The sequence below is a fragment of the Faecalispora sporosphaeroides DSM 1294 genome, assembly GCA_000383295.1.
Lineage (GTDB): Bacteria > Bacillota > Clostridia > Oscillospirales > Acutalibacteraceae > Faecalispora > Faecalispora sporosphaeroides.
The window spans coordinates 148,053-169,628 of the sequence record KB911066.1 but is presented as its reverse complement, the minus strand read 5'-3'; the positions used below and the strand labels follow the sequence as shown (position 1 = coordinate 169,628).

Genomic DNA, 21,576 nt, shown 5'->3' with positions numbered 1-21,576 from the left:
ATAGAACATGGCAATTCGTAAAATCGTACAGGACGGCGACCCGATTCTGAAAAAAGTATGCCGGCCTGTTGAGAAATTCGACGATAAACTCGCTATCCTTTTGGATGATATGAGAGAAACGGTGCTCACTGCGAACGGGGCCGGACTTGCCGCCAATCAGGTGGGCATCCTGCGGCGCGCGATCGTTGTGGTGAATGTGGAGGACGACAGCATCATCGAGCTGGTGAATCCCGAAATCATCGAAAGCGACGGCGAGCAGGACGGCGCCGAGGGATGCCTGTCTTTTCCGGGGCAATACGGCATGGTCAAGCGCCCGATGCACGTGAAGGTTCGCGCGCAGGACAGAAACGGGAAATTCTTCGAGATAGAGGGCACTGACTTTTTGGCGAGAGCTTTCTGCCACGAAACCGATCACCTCAATGGAATTGTATTTAAAGAGCGCGCCAGCCGCATCCTTTCCGAGGATGAAATGGAATAACCACACAGGAGGAGTACCCGATGCGGATTGTTTTTATGGGAACACCGGATTTCGCTGTTCCCTGTTTACAGGCTCTGCTGGACGCCGGGCACGCGGTGTGCGGGGTTTTCACTCAGCCGGATAAGCCGAAGGGCCGGGGCTATGCACTGGCTCCCCCGCCGGTGAAGGAACTGGCGCTGGAGCGCGGAATTCCGGTTTACCAGCCTGCCACGCTGCGCACGCCGGAGACCGCCGCGCTGGTTGCCTCGCTTTTGCCGGAGGTGATTGTGGTCGTCGCTTACGGCAAGCTGCTGCCGAAAGAGATTTTGCAGCTTCCGCCGCACGGCTGCATCAATGTTCACGCTTCTCTGCTGCCGAAATACCGCGGCGCTGCGCCGATCCAGTGGGCCGTGATCAACGGGGACGAAGTGACCGGCGTCGCCACCATGCAGATGGACGAGGGACTCGATACCGGCGACATTCTGCTGGTGGAGAAAACAAAAATTGGCGAGAACGAGACTTCCGGCGAGTTATTTGACCGACTGCGCGACCTGGGCGCACAGGTGCTGGTCGAAACACTGCGGCAGCTTGAAGCCGGTACTCTGGAACGCAGGCCGCAGGGAAATGAGGGCGCCAGCTACGCGCCGATGCTCAGCCGCGAGCTTTCTGCGATCGACTGGAGCCGTTCCGCCCGGGAAATTCACAACCTTGTGCGCGGGCTTTCCCCCTGGCCGGTGGCTTCTTCCGTCTATCAGGGCAAGCGGATCAAGATCTATCAAACCCAGGTGAGCGGGAAGGAATCCGGAGAGCCGGGGCAGGTGCTCCCCGGAAAAGATTTTCTCGTCTGCTGCGGACAAAACACAGCATTAAAGCTGATGACAGTTCAATATGAAGGCGGCAAACGCATGGACGGCTCCGATTTTCTGCGGGGACATCCTGCGCTGCCGGAAACCCGGATGGGATTCTGACGGAGGGTTACAATGGATTATTTCTTTTATGACCGAACGTATTTTATCTTCATTCTGCCTGCGCTGATCCTCTCTTTGGCGGCTCAGCTTCAGGTGCAGTCCGCCTTTCGCAAATATTCTCAGATTCCAAATCGTCGAAACCTGACGGGAGCAGAGGCAGCCCGCCAGGTTTTGCGCTTTCATGAGATTACCGACGTGCCAATTCAGCCGATTGGCGGCCAGCTGACCGACCATTACGACCCCAGAAACAACAGCATCAGTCTGAGTCAGCCGGTTTATGGCAGCGCCACCATCTCTGCAGTCGGCGTGGCGGCCCATGAGGCGGGGCATGCGGTGCAGTATGCGCACGGCTATTTTCCGATCAAGCTGCGGGCGCTTCTCGTTCCCGTTGTGAATTTTTCCTCCCGTTTGGCGATTCCGCTGATTCTGATCGGTTTATTCCTGCCGCTTCAATATGAAGGTGTGATTTATGCGGGAATCGCTCTGTACAGTTTGGCCGTGCTCTTTTCACTTTTAACTCTGCCGGTGGAGTTTAACGCCAGCGCCCGGGCGATCAGCGCGCTGGAACGCTCCGGCATGCTTTCGGAGGAGGAGCTGCACGGTGCGTCCAAGGTACTTCGAGCCGCCGCAATGACGTATGTGGCCGCGGCCTTTGCCTCAATCCTATCTTTGCTTCGCCTGCTGGCGATCGCGGGGAACCGAAGGAGATAACGAATGACATCAAATGCAAGAACGGCGGCCCTGCAGGCGCTGCTTCATGTGGACGAAAACGAGGGATACTCCAATATCGTCATCGACAAAACGCTGCGGCGCTTTTCACTCGAGCCGCGCGACGCTGCCTTGGCCACCGCGCTTTTTTACGGGGTGCTGGAGCGACGCATCGCACTCGACTACGTGATCGAAGCCTTTTCCCGCAACCGCGGGCAGCTTCTTTCGCCCACGGTGCGTGAGATTTTGCGGATCGGTGTATACCAAATCCTATATATGGAAAAAATACCTCAATCGGCGGCTGTAAACGAAGCGGTGAACTGCGCGAAGGAAAACGGTGCTGTAAAGGCCTCGGGCTTTATCAACGGCCTTTTGCGCTCCGTGCTGCGCGCCGAACAGCCTCTTCGACTGCCGGATGAAAAGAGGCAGCCCAGAAAAGCACTTTCTGTTCGCTATTCCTGCCCGGAATGGCTGATTGATCTGTGGACAAAGACGTATGGGGAGCCGCTGTGCCGCGCGATTCTGGACAGCCTGTTTCAAAAAGCGCCGATTTACGCGCGTGTGAACACCGTAAAAATCACCGCGGAGGAGCTGATTCAGCGGCTGGAGCAGGAGGGTGTAAAGGCAACTGCAATTACATCGGTTTCAGATGCCCTGATCCTCCAGAACACCGGGCCAATCGCCTCTTTGGAAAGCTTTCAGGAGGGCCTCTTCCATATTCAGGACCTCTCTTCGCAGCTTTGCTGCGCACTGATCGATCCGCAGCCCGGCGAACGGATCATCGACGTGTGCGCCGCTCCGGGGGGGAAGTCGTTTACGATGGCGCAGAGAATGGAGAATAGCGGAGAGCTGCTCGCCTTCGATAAATACCGAGGAAAGGTCGGGCTGATCCGCCAGGGTGCGGAGCGCCTGGGGCTCTCTGTGATCCGGGCCTCGGTGCGCGACGCGGTGGAGCCGAAGGAGGCTTTGGCCCCCGCAAACCGGGTGCTGTGCGACGCGCCCTGTTCGGGCCTCGGCATCATCCGCAGAAAGCCCGAGATTCGCTACAAGCCCCAGGATTCTCTTGACAGCCTGCCTGATTTGCAGTACCTTATACTTTGTAGATCTTCCGGGCTGGCAGAGCCGGGCGGTCTTTTATTCTATTCTACCTGCACGCTGAATCCCGCGGAAAACGGCGCGGTGGCGGCGCGCTTTTTAAAGGCTCACCCGGAATTTGAGCCCGAGCCGCTCCGCCTGCCGAACTCCTTTCGGCGGGCGGTGGAAGAACCGGAGCATCAGGTAACGCTGCTGCCGCCGGTGCACGGCTCAGACGGCTTTTTTATCGCGGCTTTCCGCCGCCGACGGGAGTAGGAATATGGCACGGGAAGAAATCAATTCAATGACGGAAGACGAAATACGGCGGGATTTCACCGCGCAGGGATGGCCCGCCTTTCGGGCGCGGCAGGTATACCAGTGGCTGCACCGCGGGGCGGAGGATTTTGAGCGGATGACGGATCAGTCTAAGGTAATCCGGCAGCTTTTGGCGCAAAAATATTACATCTCTGTAGCATCTATTGAAAAGAAACTCGTTTCTCAATATGATAATACTATGAAATATCTCTTTCGCTTTGCGGACGGCGAAATGGTAGAAAGCGTGCTGATGCAGTACCACCATGGCTACACCATCTGCATTTCCACACAGGTTGGCTGTAAAATGGGCTGTACCTTTTGCGCGACCGGCCAAAGCGGTTTTTCCCGCAATCTAACCCCGGCAGAAATGCTGGCGCAGATTCAGGCGGCCCAAAGGGACTCCGGCCAGCGCATTTCCAACATTGTGCTCATGGGGATGGGGGAGCCGCTGGACAATTACGAAAACGTGCTCCGCTTTTTGGAGCTGGTTTCCTCGGAGCACGGCCTGAACATCGGCATGCGGCACATTTCTCTTTCCACCTGCGGCGTGGTGGACAAAATTTATGATCTCGCAGACCGGCGTTTGCAGCTGACTCTCTCGGTCTCTCTGCACGCACCGAACGACGGCATCCGTTCGCAGACCATGCCGGTCAACCGAAGGTGGGGCGTGGATGAGCTGCTGAAAGCCTGCCGATACTATTCGGAGCAGACCCATCGGCGCATTTCTTTTGAATACGCGATGATCAGCGGCGTCAACGACAGCGACGCCTGTGCCAGAGAGCTTGCGGGAAAGCTTCGCGGCACGCTTTCTCATATCAATCTTATCCCGGTCAATCAGGTGACGGGAACAGGATACCACAGCGCGTCTGTGGAACGGCAGCGGGCGTTTATCCGTATTCTGGAAAAGAGCGGCCTGACGGCCACGGTACGGCGAACACTCGGCTCAGATATCAACGCTTCCTGCGGACAGCTGAGACGCAGGCGGCAAGAGGAGGTGACCGGCCTTTGAAACTATTCAGTAAAACCGACGTTGGCCTTGTAAGGCAATCCAACGAAGACGCCTGTGCCGGGGAACTCTATGCGCAGGACCGGGCATGGGCCGTTGTTTGTGATGGCATGGGCGGCGCGGCCGGCGGCAATATCGCCAGCAGCCTCGCGGTACAGAAAATTGCGGACACAATGACCGCCGAGGCTCTGAACCAAACGGACGAAGTCCATTTAAAAGAACTGATGGCGCAGGCCGTGGGGGAAGCCAACACGGCGGTCTATCACCTGGCCAAGGAGCAGGAGGAGCTGCGCGGCATGGGCACCACCGTTGTTCTGGCCGTGGTCAGGGAGCAGAGAATTCATATCGTTCATGCCGGCGACAGCCGCGCGTACCTTATTTTGTCTGACGGTACCCTCTGTCAGATCACGGTCGATCATTCTATTGTGCAGGAGCTCCTTGACAAGGGTGACCTCACCGAGCAGCAGGCTCAGACACATCCTCAGAAGAATATCATCACAAGGGCGCTCGGCGTTCTTCCCGTGGTGGATGTCGACTATATGGAGGAGTCGTTTCCGCAGGGGGCAAGGCTGCTTCTTTGTACAGACGGCTTGTCTAATTATGTTGGAAACCAGCAGATTTCTCAGCTGTCGAAGGAGCTGGACGCAAAGGACTTTTGCGACCAGCTGATCGAATCTGCGAACCGTGCGGGCGGCGGTGACAATATAACGGTTGTCATAATCGAAAACTGACCATGTGATTGGAGTGATACTTGTTGGATAAGTATACCGGAAAAAGGCTGGACGGCCGTTATGAAATCCATGAATTGATCGGTGTTGGCGGAATGGCGCTGGTGTACCGTGCCTATGATCAGATTGACGACCGCACGGTAGCCATTAAAATTTTGAAAGACGAATTTTTGGGCAACGAGGATTTCATCCGCCGTTTTAAGAATGAATCCAAGGCGATTGCCGTTTTATCCCACCCCAACATCGTAAAGGTGTTCGACGTCAGCTTTGGGGATCGGATTCAGTACATTGTAATGGAATATATCGACGGGATCACGCTGCGGGAATATCTGGATCAGCAGAAAGAGATCAAATGGAAAGAAGCGATCCATTTTACCGTGCAGATTCTGCGTGCTCTGCAGCACGCGCATGAAAAGGGCATCATCCACCGCGACATCAAGCCGCAGAATATTATGCTGCTTCAGGATGGAACCATTAAGGTCACCGATTTCGGCATCGCCCGCTTCTCCAGAAATGAAACGCGCACCATGACCGACAAGGCCATCGGCTCGGTTCATTATATCGCGCCGGAGCAGGCCAGGGGAGACCTCACGGATGAAAAGGCGGACATTTACTCCGTCGGCGTCATGCTGTACGAGATGATCACGGGCCAGCTTCCCTTTGAGGCGGACAACGCGGTTTCGGTCGCGATTATGCAGCTTCAGGCGGATCCGCGTCCGCCGAAGGACATCAATCCGGCCATTCCGGACGGTCTGGAGGAGATTACGCTCAAGGCCATGCAGAAGGACCCCTCGCAGCGGTATCAATCCGCGGCGGAAATGCTGCGCGATATCGAGCAGTTCCGCCGGAACCCGAGCATCAGTTTTCAGTATAAATATTTTATCGACGAAAAACCGACCAAGTACGTAGACGCCATCAATACGGTGCGCGGAACGGAAATGGCAAACTATAACGACAACTATGCCTACGAGGAGGAATACTCCCGCGGCAAAAAGAAGAAGAAATCCACGGCCACGCTGGTCATCAGCGGCGTTTTAACCGCGTTTCTGCTGGCGGCGGTGGTGTTCGGCATCATGGCGCTCACCCGCAGCTGCAGCACGCAGGAGGTGGCAGACGTCGATCTGCCAAATTTTGTCGGGCAGAAGCTCTCCGACATTCAGTCGAACGAAAAGTATAAGGAATTCCAGTTCAAGATCGAGTATGCCGAGGACCCCGCCAAGGATGCTGGAATCGTTCTGGACCAGAACCCCAAGGGCACGAAAAAGGTAAAGGCCAACGCCGAAATCACACTGACGGTCAACGGCGAGAGCAAGACCGTGACGATCCCCCCGGTAAAGGGCCTGACGCAGGCGGAGGCCGAGGAAAAGCTGAAGGCTCTGAATCTGCAGTATGAGGTATATCAGGTAGAGGACGACCAGACCGCCGCGGGTTATGTGAAGGATGTTGTCCCCGCCGAGGGGGCGGAGGTTGCGCAGAGCGGAACCGTCGTCAAGCTGTATGTCAGCAAGGGCCCCTCCTCCACGGAGGTAAGCGTTCCGTCCGTCATCGGCAAAAATCTGGACGCGGCGAAAACCGATATTCTGGCGGTCGGCCTGACGGTGGACGCCGAGATCACCTATGTGGACGACAGCGACAAGGCCGAGGGCGTTGTGATTGAGACCTCGCCGCTTCCGGGCGTGAAGGTTGCCAAGGGTACGCCGGTAAAAATCAGCGTCAGCTCCGGCAAAAAGAGTGAAAAGACAATCGATATTTACGTGCAGCTGCCGTCGCAGGTCACACACGATATTGCACTGAAGGCATACCTTGACGGCACTCTGTATTCGGAGAAAACGGTGAATCCCTCTTACAACAGCGTGTACCAGATGAGCTTTAAGGGAACCTCCGGCCAGAAGACGCTGATCATTCAGCTGGACGGCCAAAAATACAACACGTTCCTGCTGGACTTTGACACGGGCACTCCGCGCCAGACAGAAAGCTACACGTACCAGGAACCGGACGAAAACAGCGATTCCAGCGGAATTACGAGGGCACCCTGATGAAAATGGAACGTGGACTATTGCGAAAGGGAATCGGCGGCTTCTATTATGTAGAAGCCGCCGATACAATCTATGAAGCGAAGGCACGCGGGATTTTCCGCAAACGGGGGATCACGCCGCTTGCCGGGGATATCGTCGATATCAGCATTGAGGAGGACGGCACCTGTACCATTGAAGAAATCGGGGAGAGAAAGAATTCTCTGGTTCGCCCGCCCGTCGCGAATCTGGATCAGCTGTTTCTGGTCGTGTCCGTTCTGCATCCGTCGCCGAATCTGCTGGTGCTGGATAAAATGCTGGCCGGCGCGGAGGAAAAAGGGATTGCGCCGGTGATTGTGTTCTCTAAAACAGACCTGGAGGACTGCGGCGAATATCTGGAGATCTACCAAAAAACCGGCATTCCGGTGCTGACGGTATCTTCCGTTACCGGGGAAGGGGTAGACCGGGTGCGCGAGCTGCTGCAGGGGAAGCTGTCCGCCTTTTCGGGGAATTCGGGCGTGGGAAAATCCTCCCTTTTAAACCGGCTGGACGAACGGCTGAGCCTGCCCACGGCAGAGATCAGCCAGAAGCTGGGGCGCGGGCGCCACACCACCCGGCAGGTGGAGCTGCTAAAGCTTGGGCCGGATACTTATGTCGCGGACACTCCGGGCTTTTCTTCTGTGGATATGATTCAGACCGAGCTGATCCGAAAGGATACTCTGGCACGCGATTTTCGGGAGTTTGTGCCGTATCTGGATCAATGCCGGTTCCCCTCGTGTTCCCATACAAAAGAAAAGGGCTGCGCTGTTCTGGCCGCTCTGCGGGAGGGCAAAATCGCTCCCTCGCGGCACCAGAGCTATGTGACAATGTACGATGAAATCAAAAACATTAAGGAATGGGAACTCAAATGAAAACTTGCGTGATTATCGGCGCTGCTCCGGTAGAAAACCGGAAGCAGATGGAGGAATTCTGCGCCGATGCTTTTGTGATCTGTGCGGATGGCGGACTGGATGTTGCGGCGCAGCACGGGATTGTGCCGAACCTGCTCGTGGGGGACTTTGATTCGGTTCGGACCCAGCCGCCGCAGGGCGTGGAAACCATCCGTCTGCCGGTGCACAAGGACGATACGGATACCATGTTTGCAATCCGTGAAGCCATTCGCCGCGGCTATCAGGAATTTGTACTTCTGGGCGTTCTGGGCGGCGAGCGCTTCGACCATTCTTACGCGGCGCTCTGCGCGCTGCAGTTTATTGCCATGCAGAACTGCCGCGGCGTTCTGGTAGGCGATCACTGTCAGGTGTTCGTGCTCTCCAGCGGGCGGCTGCGGCTGCGCGACATGACGGGGCAGACCGTCTCGGTTTTTCCGTTCGGCACGCCAAGCTGTATGGTCACCTATCAGGGGCTGGAATATCCCCTCAACCGCCACACCCTGTATTCGCAGGATCCGCTCGGCGTGAGCAACCGCATCACGGAGCCGGTTGCCGAAATCATTCTGCATGCGGGCATCGCTTTGATCATCGCGGTGGACAATGCACAGGCGGATAGGGGAGAAGCCGCAGAACCTTCTTAAATGGAGATCATCCCGAAGCATGCTGCCATAAAACAGGCGATCCCTTTCCTGCCGCAGGCGGAAAAAGGGATCGCCTTTATTTGTATCGGAGCGTTTTAAAATACCTGAAAATGGAACCAAATTTCTAATTGCGTATATACTGTAGTAAGGCGGAAGCAAAAAAGACCTTACTCTGGATATAGGCGGTGGAATCGTATGCGAAAAGGGTGCAAACGCACAGGTGGTCTTGCAGCTTACTCCGTTGCCTTTGGCCTGGGTCTGGTGCTTTCCTGTTTTCTTCCGATCGGGCTAACCATGTTCATCATGGCTGTTCTGCTGGTGGCGCTGGGCATTGCGCTGCTGCGCTGCTGAACATAATTAGGAGGTCTGCACGATGAAAGTAGTAGTGGTAAAAAGCTCCGGGTTCTTTGGTTTCCTTTTAAGAAAAATGTTCGGAATCCCCAAATCCCGCGTGGAGCAGTAACTCCCGGCAAGGCAAAACGATCGTCAGCTTCAGGTTTCGATTCATAAGGGTGACCATCCAAATGGGCTGCCGTGGGGGATTTGCAGCCGTAAATTCCCAGCGGCAGCCTGAGTCACAGAAAATGCACCTTGAAACGGATTTTACCGTTCAAGGTGCATTTTTTATGCTTTATTTTTCGCAGGGACTATTTTGCAGCCTCTGCCATTTTTCCCACACCTGCACAGAAGGAAGAAGGGGGCTCAGGCAGTGGAAGCAGCCGTTTCTCCGTTTGCCATGGCCGCCAGCAGCTGCGGCTGTAAAAGGGTGATCCGCTTGTTCCCCACGGAGCATATCATTCCGTCCCCCTCCAATTGGTTCAGCTTTCTGCTGAGGGTTTCGCGGGCAATCCCCAAATAGTTCGCAATGCCCTCCCGGCTGAGCGGCAGGAGCACCGAGAGGCCCTGTTCCGTTACCATCCCGTATTTTCGGCCGAACTCCAGCAGCAGCAGGGCAATGCGGCTGTCGGTTTTCTGGCTGCCCGCGTTCTGCGCCACCTGCTCCAGCGCAATCACGCGCCGGCCGAGCTCTTCAATGCATTGCCTGGCCAGCAGCGGCCGGGAGAGGATCATCTGCTGAAAATGTTCCCGCGAAAAAGAGCAGGTTTCTGCTTTTTGCAGCGCGACAACATGGTAGCTTGCCCGTTCGTCCCCAAACAGATACTGCTCCCCAAAGAAATCATTTTTAGAAAACAGGTACAAAATCTTTTCCTGCCCATCGGGGGCGATCCGGCAGGCCTTGGCACTGCCCTTGCGGATGATGGTGATTCCATGGGGCTTTGCATCCTGCGCCAGAATGATTTCTCCCTTTTCATATTTGCGGTAGCTCATCCGCCCCGCAATCTCCTCAAGATCTTCATGCTCCAATGCGGAGAACAGGGGAACCTTATGCACGCACAATTCCTTCAGGCAGTTGATACATTTCAAATTACAGTTCAACCATGAACTCCCCCTTCGGCACGAATTAGCTGAAACTAACGTAATTATATCCGACTGGAAATAAAATGTCAAAAAAACAATTAAAGTACAGTATAGAATCTATTAACGTGATGTAAATCACAGTTTAATGTACACCTTTTTAGTATAATATGTGTGCAACGAAAGCTTACCGGTTTATATGGATTGACAAAGAAGGGAGCCTGTGATGATGACTTTTGCAGAAGGCAAATGGACCAAGGAAATTGACGTAAGAGAGTTTATTCTCGCAAACTACACCCCCTACGACGGTGATGAAAGCTTTTTGGCATCTCCGACAGAAAATACACAAAAGCTGTGGAAGCAGCTTTCCGACAAAATGAAAATCGAGCGTGACCGCGGCGGCGTGTATGACATTGACGAGCACACCATCTCGACGATTACCTCCCACAAGCCCGGCTATATCAATCGGGAGCTGGAGGTCATTGTTGGCGTGCAGACGGATGAGCCGTTAAAGCGCGCGATCATGCCCTTCGGCGGGATTCGCCTGGTGCATACCGAGCTGGAAACGTACCACCGGGAGCTGCCGAAAGAGATCGATGAGGTATTCAAGTACCGCAAAACCCACAACGACGGAGTGTTCGACGTTTACACCGACGAAATTAAGAGAGCGCGCCACTGCGGAATTATCACCGGCCTGCCGGACGCATACGGCCGCGGCCGCATCATCGGCGATTACCGCCGCGTAGCTCTGTACGGCACCGCGTTCCTCATCGAGCAGAAGAAAAAGGCGAAGAACGAGACTGTTGCGGCCGCGATGGACAGCGACTTGATTCAGCTGCGCGAAGAGCTCAGCGAGCAGATCCGCGCGCTCGGCGAGCTGACGGAGATGGCGGCCTCTTACGGCTTCGACATTTCAAAGCCCGCCTCTAATACCAGAGAAGCGATTCAGTGGCTGTATTTTGGCTACCTGGCGGCGGTAAAGGAACAGAACGGCGCGGCAATGAGCCTGGGGCGCGTTTCTACCTTTCTGGATATTTACGCCGAGCGGGATATTAACAACGGACTGTTCACCGAGGAGCAGATTCAGGAGATGGTTGACCATTTCGTGATGAAGCTGCGCATCGTCCGCTTTCTGCGCACACCCGATTACGACGAGCTGTTCAGCGGCGACCCCACGTGGGTAACTGAATCCCTTGGCGGAATGGCCCTCGACGGGCGGCACATGGTGACCAAGATGACATACCGCTTTTTGCATACGCTCACGAATCTCGGCCCGGCGCCCGAGCCGAACCTGACCGTTCTGTGGAGCGAGCGCCTGCCGGAGGCCTTTAAGGACTACTGCGCCAAGGTTTCGATCGAAACCTCCTCCATTCAATACGAAAACGACGACATTATGCGCCCGAAATACGGCGACGATTACGGAATCGCCTGCTGCGTCTCCGCCATGCGCATCGGCAAGCAGATGCAGTTCTTCGGCGCCCGCGCAAATCTGGCCAAGGCGCTGCTGTATGCCATCAACGGCGGCAAGGATGAGCGCTACGGCATGCAGGTTGGCCCGGAGCTGGCTCCCGTTACCTCGGAATATCTGGAATACGAAGAGGTGCGCCGCAAGTTCGACGCCATGTGCGATTGGCTCTCGAATCTGTATATCAACACCCTGAACATCATTCACTACATGCACGATAAGTACAGCTATGAGCGGATTGAAATGGCTCTGCACGACGAAGAGATTCTGCGTACCATGGCAGGGGGCATCGCCGGCCTGAGCGTGGTGGCGGACAGCCTTTCCGCCATAAAGCACGCCAAAGTAAAGCCGATCCGCAACGAAGCCGGGCTGGCTGTAGATTTTGAAATTGAGGGAGACTACCCCAAATACGGGAACAACGACCCGATTGTGGACGAAATCGCCGCCGAGGTTGTCAGCAGCTTTATGAGGAAGCTGCGCCGCCAGAAGACCTACCGCCACTCTTTGCAGACCTTGTCTGTACTGACCATTACCTCAAATGTGGTTTACGGCAAAAAGACCGGCTCCACACCCGACGGCCGCAAGGCGGGGGAGCCCTTCGCTCCCGGAGCCAACCCCATGCATGGCCGCGATACCAACGGTTCCGTCGCCAGCATGAAGAGCGTGGCAAAGCTGCCCTACGACGATTCTGAAGACGGCATTTCCTACACCTTCAGCATCGTTCCCGATGCGCTGGGCAAGACGAAAGAACAAAAAACAAAGAACCTTGTCACCCTGCTGGACGGTTACTTCCTTGAGACCGGTCACCATATCAATGTAAACGTGCTCAACCGCGAAACTCTGCTGGATGCGATGGAGCACCCGGAAAAATACCCGCAGCTCACCATCCGCGTCAGCGGTTATGCGGTGAACTTTATCAAGCTGACACGCGAGCAGCAGAAGGAAGTTTTGAGCCGCACCTTCCACGATAGATTCTAAAAATCCCGCAAAAGGGGGAGAGGGCGGCGTTTGCCGCCTTTTCCTCTGTTCGGATTTTCCCTTCTACAGGAGAGAGTCTTTCGCGCGGGCGAAAAGAGCAGCACTTTTTCAGTGCAGCAATCGGCTGTACCGCAGCATAACACAGGAGGAAACGGGAATGGGAATTACGGGATACATTCATTCGGTAGAAAGCTTTGGCACATTGGACGGGCCGGGCGTCCGCTACGTTTTATTTTTACAGGGCTGCGGTTTGCGCTGCCTGTACTGCCATAATCCGGATACCTGGAACCTCTCCTGCGGCAAAGCGGTCGATTCGGAACAGGCCGCGGCGGATATTTTCAGTTACCGCAATTTTATCCGCACCGGTGGCGTCACTGTTTCGGGTGGGGAGCCCTTTCTGCAGCCGGAATTTGTCGCCGATCTGCTGCGGCGATGTCGGAACAACGGGATACACACGGCGGTAGACACTGCGGGAAGCGTTCCGCTTTCCATTTCAAAGCCCGTCATCGACGCGGCGGACATGCTGCTGCTGGATATCAAGAGTCTGGATGAAAAGCTGTGCAAACGGCTGACCGGCCAGGGCCCGGAAAACACCCTGGCCACGCTCGACTACTGCGAACAAACGAAAAAGCGGGTGTGGCTCCGCCATGTGCTGGTGCCGGGCCTGACTCTGGACAAAGCCCTGCTGGAAGAAATGGCGGACTATCTGCGCTCCTTTTCCTGCGTTGAGCTGACGGAATTGCTTCCTTTCCATAAAATGGGGGAGTTCAAATGGAAGGAACTGAATCTGCGCTATGAACTGGGGGGAACCCCTGTGCCTTCCGGGGAGGAACTGGGCATGGTGAAGAAAATTTTTGAAAAGAACGGCCTGCGTTATCTGTGGAAGGAATAAGGAGGATACGTGTGCCTGAGGGCTGTTTATCCAGCCGATAAAAGATTGACAAGATAAAAAGATTCTGCTATCATCTTGGTTAGCTTAATCTAACTAACGTGAGGGTATGATTCATTGAAACAGTATGTATGGCTCAATCCGGTATCGGTGGCAATGTACGGCGGAGACGATTTGATTGCTCAATTAAAGGCAAAGGGGATGGAGCCGGTGGAATGCCGGTTGGATCACGCGGGTTTTGTCCGTGAAAAGTATCGGCATGCCATGGGTAAAGCAGGCGGCTGTGTCGCGGATATGCGATGTCCCCTTGCGGTGGACTATGTTAAAGAGAGGTATGCGCCCGATTTTTTGGAGTACCCGCCCATTGAGCCGATTTTGCTGCACTGCGCAAGAGAGCTGCACCAGCGGTTGCTTGGGGCAGGGGAGCTGCTGGTTACCACGCCCTGCCGCGCCTTAAAGGAATTGGGGACAAGCCTGCGTCTGCCGGGGGTGGAGTTTCTTACCTTTCTGGAGCTGGCCCGGCGGCACGGTATTTCCCTGCATAAAAAGGAATTGGAGGAAAGCCCGATCCCTCCGGGCTTTTTTGCGGAATTGAACGACCGGATCGAAATACTGGACAGCCGGGTGAAGATGGACGATTATTTTTCCGCGCCGGCCCCAAAAACGCTTCCCGCGCTTCTGGAACTACTTTACTGTGAGGGCGGCTGCCACCGCGGCGACGGAGTATGGGAGGGAGCAGAGTGAAACGGACGCTGAAAGCTCTTCTGCCGCTGGCTGTTCTGCTGGCTTTGTGGCAGGCGGCGGCCTCGGCCAACCTATGGAGCGAATATGTGCTGCCCAGCCCCGGGCGGGTGCTGCGCGCTTTTACTGCGATGGCGCAGAGCGGAATTCTGTTCGAGAACATCTGGGTCAGCTTCTGCCGCGTGCTGACGGGCTTTTCCATTGCCTTTGCGCTGGCGTTTCTTTTGGGACTACTGGCCGGGCTTCGCCCGAATTCCTCCGTGTACTATAACCATATCGTAGAGTTTTTGCGCAATGTTCCGCCGCTGAGTCTAATCGCTCTTTTGATCCTATGGTTCGGCATCGGGGAAACCTCCAAGATCATCATTATCGTGCTGGCCTCGTTTTTCCCGATGTTCCTCAACATCAAAAAGGGTCTTTGCTCCTGTGATCCCAAGCTGGTCGAGGTGGGGCGTTCCCTGAATTTTACGCAGGGGCAAATCTTTCGGCGCATCCTGCTGCCAAACGCTCTGCCGGATATTCTGGTGGGTATGCGCGTGGGGATGGGGTACAGTTGGCGCGCCATTATCGGTGCGGAAATGATCGCGGCAGCCAGCGGGCTTGGGTACATGATCCTCGACGCGCAGCAGATGTCCCGCTCCGACAAGGTGATCGTGGGCATTTTTGTCATCGGGATTGTGGGATATCTTTGCGACCGACTGTTCTCACTGGCCATCAAAAAAGCGCTGCATGGGGGTGTTGACAATAGCTGGAGCTAAGGTAGAAAACCTGTACAAGAGCTTTCAGGTTGCCGGGAAGGAGCTGCCGGTGCTGCGGAACCTGACGGCGGAATTCCCCGAGCAGAGCATCACGGTAATTCTGGGCAGAAGCGGCTGCGGAAAAACAACCCTGCTGCGGATTCTGGCGGGCTTTGAGCCGCATAACGGCGGGGAAGTGCTTACCCCGGCGAAGGAAAAAATCGGGATGGTGTTTCAGGAGCCGAGGCTGATGCCGTGGCTGACTGTTTGGAAAAACATCACGTTCGGCGTTCCGAAAGACCGGCTGGACCCTGCCGCGGTTGACCGCCTTCTCAAGATGACGGGGCTTACCGGCTTTGAAAAAGCATATCCGTCACAGCTTTCCGGCGGAATGCAGCAAAGGGCGGCGCTGGCCCGGGCGCTGGCCTATGACCCGGAGCTGATTTTAATGGATGAACCGTTTGCCGCGCTGGATCATTTCACCCGCGAGGCAATGCAGAACGAGCTGATCCAAATTTTTTCCCAGCAGAAAAAGAGCATCATCTTTGTCACGCACAGCGTGGATGAAGCTCTTTTGATCGGGCAGAAGATTCTGGTGCTGAACCCGGGTGGTGCGGCGCAGGAATTTTTTCTGTCCCCATACACATACCCGAGAGATCTGCTTTCCGATGAGATGATTGAACGGAAAAAAGAGATTCTCGGGGCAATTCAATCAAAAAAGGAGCATATGCAATGAAACGAATTCTCTCAGTCCTTTTGTCCGCGGCAATTGCGGCGGCCTCTCTCGCCGGCTGCGCAGCCGGCGGCCAGGCCAGCCAGCCCGAACCCTCACAGCCTGTTTCTTCGGCGGTGCCGGAGTTTACCGTAGACAAAATCGGCGTCACTTATGTCAAATCCCCGCTGAACGTTCCTTCGATCGTTGAAAAGAAAAAGGGTATTTTTGCAAAGGCGTTTGAAGAATACGGTCTGCCTGTGGAATACTCCAATCTGACCGCCGGACCGGAGCAGACGCAGGCGCTGGCCTCCGGCGATATTCAGTTTTTGTATGCGGTGGGCGCCACCTCTGTGATTCTGTCCGCCTCCAACGGCGCGGACATTAAAATCATCAGCACCTACAGTCGTTCTCCCGAAGCCTTCCGCATGTTTGCGGGCAAAGACAGTAAGATTCAGTCCGCCGCGGATTTGAAGGGCAAAAAGATCGCCGGCCCCAAGGGCACGATCCTGCATGAGCTGATGGTTGCTTACCTCGCCACCGCAGGCCTTACGGAAAAGGATGTGGAGTTTGTCTCCATGGGAATTCCGGACGCGCAGGCCGCGCTGGCCGGGGGTACGGTAGACTGCGCGCTGCTGGCCGGCCCCACTGCTTATAACATGGCGAAGGACGGCTATAAAGTCGTCACCACCGGAAAGGGCCTTGTGGATGCTACCATCGTCGTGGCCACCAGTCAGTCCTTCTACGATAAGAACCCCCTGCTCGTCAAACGCTTTTTAGAGGCGGAGGATCAGATTGCCTCCTACATGAAGGAAAATCCCGAAGAGATTCTGGAAATAACCGCAAAGGAAACCGAGCTGAGCATCGATGCCGTGAAGGAAATGTACCCCATGTATGACTTTGGCACAGAGATCACCGACGCGGACATCGCTTCCATGAAAAAGACGGAACAGTTTATGAAAAAGAACGCGATGATCGAAAACGACGTGGATATTGACCAGCTCATCCTGAAAGTAAAATGACGCTATATTGAGTGGCCTCCTCAGGCCGCAAGAAAAGCTTGTCTTTCATGACAATCCATTGAAAAGATGACATTGATTCCCTCCGCCACAGGCGGGGGGAATTGCCGTTTCAGGGTGAATTTGATTATCTTGATTGGATTTTTCCGCCTTGTTTTGCTTTCGCATATCCGCAACAGGCTGCACGGATCAGATATCGGCATTCCCCCGCCCACGGCGGGAGAATATTCTCTTTTTGGAAATGTTTCAAGTTGAAGCACGATTCTGATTGAGGTGTTTTCACCCTGTTTTGATTTATTATATCCGCAACAGGCTGCACGAATCAGATATCGGCATTCCCCCGCCCACGGCGGGGGAATATTCTCTTGTTGGGGAATTTTTCAAATTGTGCTGCCGTTGCGATGGAGGGCTTTCTTTTTCTGTTTTGATTTAGCATATCCGGGACAGGATGCGAATAGAAATTAGGTAGAAACAGGAAAAGGAGAGAAACTCTATGGAGTATACACTCAACCGGCAGTCCATCTGCGCAAGTGAGATCATATTTGACGGTTGCCAGGAACAGCCAATCGACCTGGATTTCAGCCTTCCTGATTATTGTCCCGACATTCAACGCATCCTGAAGTGCCAGGTTTGCCCCCGCATTACCGGCAGGAGCATCATCGGGGATCACCTGGAGATCGAGGGCTCCGCGGCGATTAAGGTGATTTATCTGGATTCCGGCGGCAGCTGTATCCGGTGCTGCGAAAATGTCAAGCCGTTTTCGGCGTCGATTCCGCTGAAGAAGCAGACCGACAATGCGGTCATATTTACCAGCTCGCGTGTGGAATACATCAACTGCCGGGCAACGAGTCCGCGCCGTCTGGATATTCACGGGGCGTTTTCCATCTGCGCCAAGGTGGCGGAAAAGGTAAACAATGAATTTGTGAGCAATATTGAGGGCGATGACATTCAGCAAAAGCAGGAGCAAATCCCGGCCAGCCAGGTAACGTCGATTGCGCAGCAGCAGTTTTCTGTTTCTGAAGTACTGGAGATCAGCGACAGCAAGCCGCCGGCCAATAACATCATTCGCTCCGGCGCAACGGCGACCATTTCGGATTACAAGGTGGTCTCCGGCAAGCTGATCGTCAAGGGCGAAGTGAGCGTTAAGCTTTTGTATGCTCCCGAATCGGAGGATATGCTCCCCGAGGCGATGGAATATGTGATTCCCTACAGCCAGATGGTGGACGGCGATGGACTGGAGGAGGGGAACCTCTGCGATGTGAGCGTCAACGTGCTGAGCAATGATCTGCAGATCAAGAGCGACTCCTCCGGAGAAAACACGCTGTTTGAGGCCGAGGTTCGCCTGGCGGCCAACCTGATGGCATACGAGGACACGGAAATCGCCATTGTAACGGACGCCTATTCCACTCAATATGAGCTGGAAACCCAGACGCAGTCGAAGCCGGTCTTCCGGCTGATCGAGATGATCAACGACTCCGTTACGCAAAAGAACAGCTTCGATATCGGCGAAGGCGGCATCACGAAGGTGATCGACGTCTGGAACGAGATCAGCAGTGTTTCCGCAGAGGAAGAGGAAAACCAAATTCGTTTTACCGGCAAGCTGAATCTGTGCATTCTCGCACTCAACGCACAGGAGAAGCCTTTCTACTTTGAACGGGTCGTCGACTTCACCGCCAGCCATGAGTGGCGCAAAAAAGAGGGTGGAGTCTTCTGCGCACCCCGGGTAGAGATCAGCAATATCAGCTTCCGAATTACCGGCGGCACGGGAATTGAAGTAAAGACCGAGCTCAAGCTGACCGCCGCCGTGTTCCAATCCAGCAGCCACAGAATGATTGCGGGCGCAAACGCGGACGAAACCAAAACGCGTAAAAAAGATAACTCCGCCGCACTAACCATCTATTTTGCAGACGCGGGAGAGAGCCTTTGGGACATTGCCCGGCGCTACTGCACCTCCGTTTCCGCAATTCAAAAGGAAAACGAGCTGGAGGAAGATTTTGCTGAGAATAGGGGGATGCTTTTAATTCCAATGTAAGCGATCCCAAAAATAAAATTCTCTGCCTGAGGGGGAGGTAAAATGGAAGAGCGCAATATTTATCAAGATATTTCGGAACGCACCAACGGTGATATTTATATTGGTGTGGTCGGCCCGGTTCGCACGGGCAAATCTACCTTCATCAAAAAGTTCATGGATACCATCGTCATCCCCAACATGGACGAAAACAGCCGGCGTGACCGCGCGATCGATGAAATGCCTCAATCCGCCGCGGGCCGCACCATTATGACGACGGAACCAAAATTCATTCCGGAGCAGGCGGTCACCGTAAATATTGACGACAGCGCCACGTTCCGCGTGCGCATGATCGACTGCGTGGGCTACATTGTTCCCAGCGCGCTGGGGTATATTGAAAACGATCTGCCGCGCATGATCCGCACCCCGTGGTACGACGAGCCGATCCCCTTCAATATGGCGGCGGAAATCGGCACGCAAAAGGTCATTACCGAGCATTCCACCATCGGGCTGCTCATTACGACGGACGGCAGCATCAGCGAAATTCCGCGGGAAGAATATGAAGAGGCGGAAGAGCGCGTTGTTTCGGAGCTCAAGGAAATCAAAAAGCCCTTTATCATTCTTCTCAACTGCACAAACCCCACTGCGCCGCAGTCTCAGGCGCTGGCGGAAAACATGCAGAAGCGCTACAAGGTTCCCGTGCAGCCGGTGAACTGCCTCGAGCTGAACGAAAAGGAAATCCGCGATGTTCTGGCAAAGATCCTGTTCGAGTTCCCGGTCAAGGAAATCAAAGTCGAAATGCCGCACTGGCTCTCTACGCTCGAAAAGAAGCACTGGCTGCGCTCCGCGATCTTCCAGATCATTCAGCAGTCCGCCTCGAAAATCTCGCGCATCCGCGAGGTTGGGGGCTTGGTGGATGACGTGTCGAAATGCGAGCACGTCGGCTCCGCGCAGACGCTTTCCGTCGATTTGGGAACCGGTTGTGCCAGAATCGGAATCCAGCTGAAAAACGACCTGTTCTACCGCATCCTCGGCGAGCAGACGGGGCTGGAGCTGCACAACGAGGGCGAGCTGCTCTCCTCCGTTCTGGAGCTGGCAAAAATCAAGATGGAATATGACAAGATTCGAGACGCCTACCAGGATGTACTCGATACCGGCTACGGAATTATGATGCCGACGATCGACGAGATGAGCCTGGAAGAGCCCGAGATCATCAAGCAGGGCGGCAAGTACGGTGTCCGCCTCAGAGCGGCCGCGCCGTCGATCCATTTGATCCGCACCAAAATCACAACGGAGCTGACGCCCATTGTAGGCTCGGAGCAGCAGTCGGAAGAGCTTGTCATGTCCATGATGAAGGAATTCGAGGAAAGCCCCGTTAAAATCTGGGAGTCGAATATCTTCGGCAAGTCTCTGCATGAGCTGGTCAACGAGGGAATGCATAACAAGCTGTACCGCATGCCGGCCGACGCGCGCGACAAGATGAAGGAAACGATCGAGCGTATCATCAACGACGGCTGCAACGGTCTCATTTGTATCATCCTGTAACATAACGCGATCTCTTTGCTCCGCAGGGAGTAAGCTGATTTATTTCACCCCAAACAGAAAAAGCCGCGCTCTGCATTGGCTATCATTGGGCCAAGACAGAGCGCGGCTTTTTCTTTACGATCGATTCTTTTTTGAGAAAACAGAAATTTCTCTCTGCCGCAGGCGGCGAGAAGGATTCCTGGCCTTTTTCGGCCGTTCACCGCAAACAGAGGCTTGAACAAGCCGAAAACGGAACTCCTTCTATTTTGTCGTCAGCCCTGAAAGGTGTGATAGAATACCGTTTTGGAAAGCTCTAAGCGGTCGTTATGCAGTCTGCTGGGCTTTGCTTCCTCATTGGGGTAGCCCATCATCAGAATGGCCATGGGAACCAGCGCCTCGGGAATATGGAACTCGCGGCGCACCGCCTGCGGATCAAATTGCATCACCCAGGTCGAGCCGATCCCCAGCTCACTGGCCTGAAGAATCATGTGCGTGCCGACAATGCCCATATCTACCTCGCCGCTGTCGGCGTTGTCGTAATCCTTGCGCTTCCAGCTCACTTCTTTTTCATAGCACACCACAAGCGCCAGAGTCTGGTGAAAACGGAATGGGCAGCATTTTGTCAGAAGCTCCATCTCCGCGGGAGTGTTCAGCACCAGAATTCTCTGCGGCTGACTGTTGTGGGCGGTGGGGGCAATCCGGCCCGCTTCTAAAATCAAATCCAGCTTATCCTGCTCCACAGGCTTGTCGCTGAATTTTCTCATCGAATACCTGTCCTTTGCCAATTCCAAAAAGCTCATATTGCAACCTCCTGAGTAAAAGATGTTTGCTGTTTTTCGCTCAGCCGTCGCGGCTCCGCTGAAAACAGCGCGAATAAAAAATGTCACGGAGCGATCACGCCCCCGGGCTGAATAGCATAGTATTTCCGTTTTGCGCGCTTTCCATCAGAATCAGTCCTTCATTGGATCTTTCCGTCGGCGGCGCGCGCTTTTTTGTTTTAAGGTGGATGTTACTTCGCGGTATTTAAGTTTGAGTATAATCGATCTGTCAGAAATTGTAATTACCAAACAGAACCAAAAATACCGTTCTTTGTCTTTATTATATCGCTCTTTTTTCCGGGATGCAAGAATTCCTTTTCCTTTTTTGGTGCTTCTGCCATATGACTTTTCTTGCATTTAAAGCATAAGAAGGATATAATAAAATAGCTGAAAAGTTATCTCTGCAATCGTTGTCATACGCATGTGGCTTA

At 54.5% G+C, this 21,576-nt stretch carries 20 protein-coding genes; 18 read left to right on the top strand and 2 right to left on the bottom strand.

Annotation, left to right across the window (positions count from 1 at the left end; all coding sequences use genetic code 11):
* The first annotated feature begins 7 nt into the window (after positions 1-7).
* From def to G340_RS18145, 10 genes are all read left to right on the top strand, one after another.
* Complete coding sequence (def, locus tag G340_RS0100915; RefSeq protein ID WP_020071771.1) at positions 8-478, top strand: peptide deformylase; 471 nt, start codon at positions 8-10, stop codon at positions 476-478.
* Between the two features lie 20 nt (positions 479-498).
* Positions 499-1,425, top strand: coding sequence for a methionyl-tRNA formyltransferase (gene fmt / locus G340_RS0100910; RefSeq protein WP_020071770.1), 927 nt, complete (start codon positions 499-501; stop codon positions 1,423-1,425).
* A gap of 12 nt (positions 1,426-1,437) precedes the next feature.
* On the top strand, positions 1,438-2,136 hold the full coding sequence (locus tag G340_RS0100905; RefSeq protein WP_020071769.1) for a zinc metallopeptidase: 699 nt from the start codon (positions 1,438-1,440) through the stop codon (positions 2,134-2,136).
* A 3-nt stretch (positions 2,137-2,139) separates the two neighbouring features.
* Positions 2,140-3,483, top strand: a complete 1,344-nt coding sequence (rsmB, locus tag G340_RS0100900) for a 16S rRNA (cytosine(967)-C(5))-methyltransferase RsmB (protein ID WP_020071768.1) — start codon at positions 2,140-2,142, stop codon at positions 3,481-3,483.
* 4 nt (positions 3,484-3,487) lie between these two features.
* Complete coding sequence (rlmN, locus tag G340_RS0100895) at positions 3,488-4,531, top strand: 23S rRNA (adenine(2503)-C(2))-methyltransferase RlmN (protein WP_020071767.1); 1,044 nt, start codon at positions 3,488-3,490, stop codon at positions 4,529-4,531.
* Positions 4,528-5,259, top strand: a complete 732-nt coding sequence (locus G340_RS0100890) for a Stp1/IreP family PP2C-type Ser/Thr phosphatase (RefSeq protein WP_020071766.1) — start codon at positions 4,528-4,530, stop codon at positions 5,257-5,259. Before rlmN ends, G340_RS0100890 begins: the two co-directional genes overlap by 4 nt.
* 23 nt (positions 5,260-5,282) lie before the next feature.
* Positions 5,283-7,292 (top strand): Stk1 family PASTA domain-containing Ser/Thr kinase, encoded by a 2,010-nt coding sequence (pknB, locus tag G340_RS0100885; RefSeq protein WP_020071765.1) that lies wholly within the window; start codon positions 5,283-5,285, stop codon positions 7,290-7,292.
* Complete coding sequence (rsgA, locus tag G340_RS0100880) at positions 7,292-8,179, top strand: ribosome small subunit-dependent GTPase A (RefSeq protein WP_027103802.1); 888 nt, start codon at positions 7,292-7,294, stop codon at positions 8,177-8,179. The genes pknB and rsgA overlap by 1 nt, the downstream gene beginning before the upstream one ends.
* Entirely contained in the window at positions 8,164-8,838 is a 675-nt protein-coding gene (locus tag G340_RS0100875; protein ID WP_326522281.1) for a thiamine diphosphokinase, read from the top strand. The genes rsgA and G340_RS0100875 overlap by 16 nt, the downstream gene beginning before the upstream one ends.
* Before the next feature lie 195 nt (positions 8,839-9,033).
* A complete protein-coding gene (locus G340_RS18145) occupies positions 9,034-9,189 on the top strand; it encodes a hypothetical protein (RefSeq protein WP_009063740.1) in 156 nt (51 codons plus the stop codon).
* A gap of 351 nt (positions 9,190-9,540) precedes the next feature.
* On the opposite strand, the gene G340_RS0100855 is transcribed toward G340_RS18145, so the two are convergent.
* On the bottom strand, positions 9,541-10,275 hold the full coding sequence (locus G340_RS0100855) for a Crp/Fnr family transcriptional regulator (protein ID WP_020071760.1): 735 nt from the start codon (positions 10,273-10,275) through the stop codon (positions 9,541-9,543).
* 208 nt (positions 10,276-10,483) lie between these two features.
* Here G340_RS0100855 and pflB point away from each other — a divergent pair, with 208 nt between their 5' ends.
* From pflB to spoIVA, 8 genes are all read left to right on the top strand, one after another.
* The gene (gene pflB / locus G340_RS0100850) at positions 10,484-12,697 is read left to right on the top strand and encodes a formate C-acetyltransferase (RefSeq protein WP_154653056.1); all 2,214 of its coding nucleotides are present in this window, start codon (positions 10,484-10,486) and stop codon (positions 12,695-12,697) included.
* A gap of 157 nt (positions 12,698-12,854) precedes the next feature.
* Positions 12,855-13,589 (top strand): pyruvate formate-lyase-activating protein, encoded by a 735-nt coding sequence (gene pflA, locus G340_RS0100845; protein WP_020071758.1) that lies wholly within the window; start codon positions 12,855-12,857, stop codon positions 13,587-13,589.
* 114 nt (positions 13,590-13,703) lie between these two features.
* A complete protein-coding gene (locus G340_RS0100840; protein WP_020071757.1) occupies positions 13,704-14,330 on the top strand; it encodes a hypothetical protein in 627 nt (208 codons plus the stop codon).
* The gene (locus G340_RS0100835; protein ID WP_020071756.1) at positions 14,327-15,085 is read left to right on the top strand and encodes an ABC transporter permease; all 759 of its coding nucleotides are present in this window, start codon (positions 14,327-14,329) and stop codon (positions 15,083-15,085) included. Before G340_RS0100840 ends, G340_RS0100835 begins: the two co-directional genes overlap by 4 nt.
* Positions 15,057-15,800 (top strand): ABC transporter ATP-binding protein, encoded by a 744-nt coding sequence (locus tag G340_RS0100830; RefSeq protein WP_020071755.1) that lies wholly within the window; start codon positions 15,057-15,059, stop codon positions 15,798-15,800. Before G340_RS0100835 ends, G340_RS0100830 begins: the two co-directional genes overlap by 29 nt.
* A complete protein-coding gene (locus G340_RS0100825; RefSeq protein WP_020071754.1) occupies positions 15,797-16,798 on the top strand; it encodes an ABC transporter substrate-binding protein in 1,002 nt (333 codons plus the stop codon). Before G340_RS0100830 ends, G340_RS0100825 begins: the two co-directional genes overlap by 4 nt.
* Before the next feature lie 490 nt (positions 16,799-17,288).
* On the top strand, positions 17,289-18,827 hold the full coding sequence (locus tag G340_RS0100815; RefSeq protein ID WP_020071752.1) for a DUF3794 and LysM peptidoglycan-binding domain-containing protein: 1,539 nt from the start codon (positions 17,289-17,291) through the stop codon (positions 18,825-18,827).
* A 42-nt stretch (positions 18,828-18,869) separates the two neighbouring features.
* Positions 18,870-20,348, top strand: coding sequence for a stage IV sporulation protein A (spoIVA, locus tag G340_RS0100810; RefSeq protein ID WP_020071751.1), 1,479 nt, complete (start codon positions 18,870-18,872; stop codon positions 20,346-20,348).
* A gap of 251 nt (positions 20,349-20,599) precedes the next feature.
* Here spoIVA and G340_RS0100800 read toward each other — a convergent pair whose 3' ends face one another.
* Positions 20,600-21,127 carry a nitroreductase family protein gene (locus tag G340_RS0100800; protein WP_020071749.1) on the bottom strand — a complete coding sequence of 176 codons (528 nt, stop codon included), beginning with the start codon at positions 21,125-21,127 and terminating at the stop codon, positions 20,600-20,602.
* Positions 21,128-21,576: the final 449 nt, after the last annotated feature.

Bases quoted from the DNA above. Each gene is read 5' to 3' on its own strand.
- def (WP_020071771.1), top strand. From the start codon at position 8: ATGGCAATTCGTAAAATCGTACAGGACGGCGACCCGATTCTGAAAAAA.
- fmt (WP_020071770.1), top strand. From the start codon at position 499: ATGCGGATTGTTTTTATGGGAACACCGGATTTCGCTGTTCCCTGTTTA.
- G340_RS0100905 (WP_020071769.1), top strand. From the start codon at position 1,438: ATGGATTATTTCTTTTATGACCGAACGTATTTTATCTTCATTCTGCCT.
- rsmB (WP_020071768.1), top strand. From the start codon at position 2,140: ATGACATCAAATGCAAGAACGGCGGCCCTGCAGGCGCTGCTTCATGTG.
- rlmN (WP_020071767.1), top strand. From the start codon at position 3,488: ATGGCACGGGAAGAAATCAATTCAATGACGGAAGACGAAATACGGCGG.
- rsgA (WP_027103802.1), top strand. From the start codon at position 7,292: ATGAAAATGGAACGTGGACTATTGCGAAAGGGAATCGGCGGCTTCTAT.
- G340_RS0100875 (WP_326522281.1), top strand. From the start codon at position 8,164: ATGGGAACTCAAATGAAAACTTGCGTGATTATCGGCGCTGCTCCGGTA.
- G340_RS18145 (WP_009063740.1), top strand. From the start codon at position 9,034: ATGCGAAAAGGGTGCAAACGCACAGGTGGTCTTGCAGCTTACTCCGTT.
- pflB (WP_154653056.1), top strand. From the start codon at position 10,484: ATGACTTTTGCAGAAGGCAAATGGACCAAGGAAATTGACGTAAGAGAG.
- pflA (WP_020071758.1), top strand. From the start codon at position 12,855: ATGGGAATTACGGGATACATTCATTCGGTAGAAAGCTTTGGCACATTG.
- G340_RS0100830 (WP_020071755.1), top strand. From the start codon at position 15,057: ATGGGGGTGTTGACAATAGCTGGAGCTAAGGTAGAAAACCTGTACAAG.
- G340_RS0100825 (WP_020071754.1), top strand. From the start codon at position 15,797: ATGAAACGAATTCTCTCAGTCCTTTTGTCCGCGGCAATTGCGGCGGCC.
- G340_RS0100815 (WP_020071752.1), top strand. From the start codon at position 17,289: ATGGAGTATACACTCAACCGGCAGTCCATCTGCGCAAGTGAGATCATA.
- spoIVA (WP_020071751.1), top strand. From the start codon at position 18,870: ATGGAAGAGCGCAATATTTATCAAGATATTTCGGAACGCACCAACGGT.
- G340_RS0100800 (WP_020071749.1), bottom strand. From the start codon at position 21,127: ATGAGCTTTTTGGAATTGGCAAAGGACAGGTATTCGATGAGAAAATTC.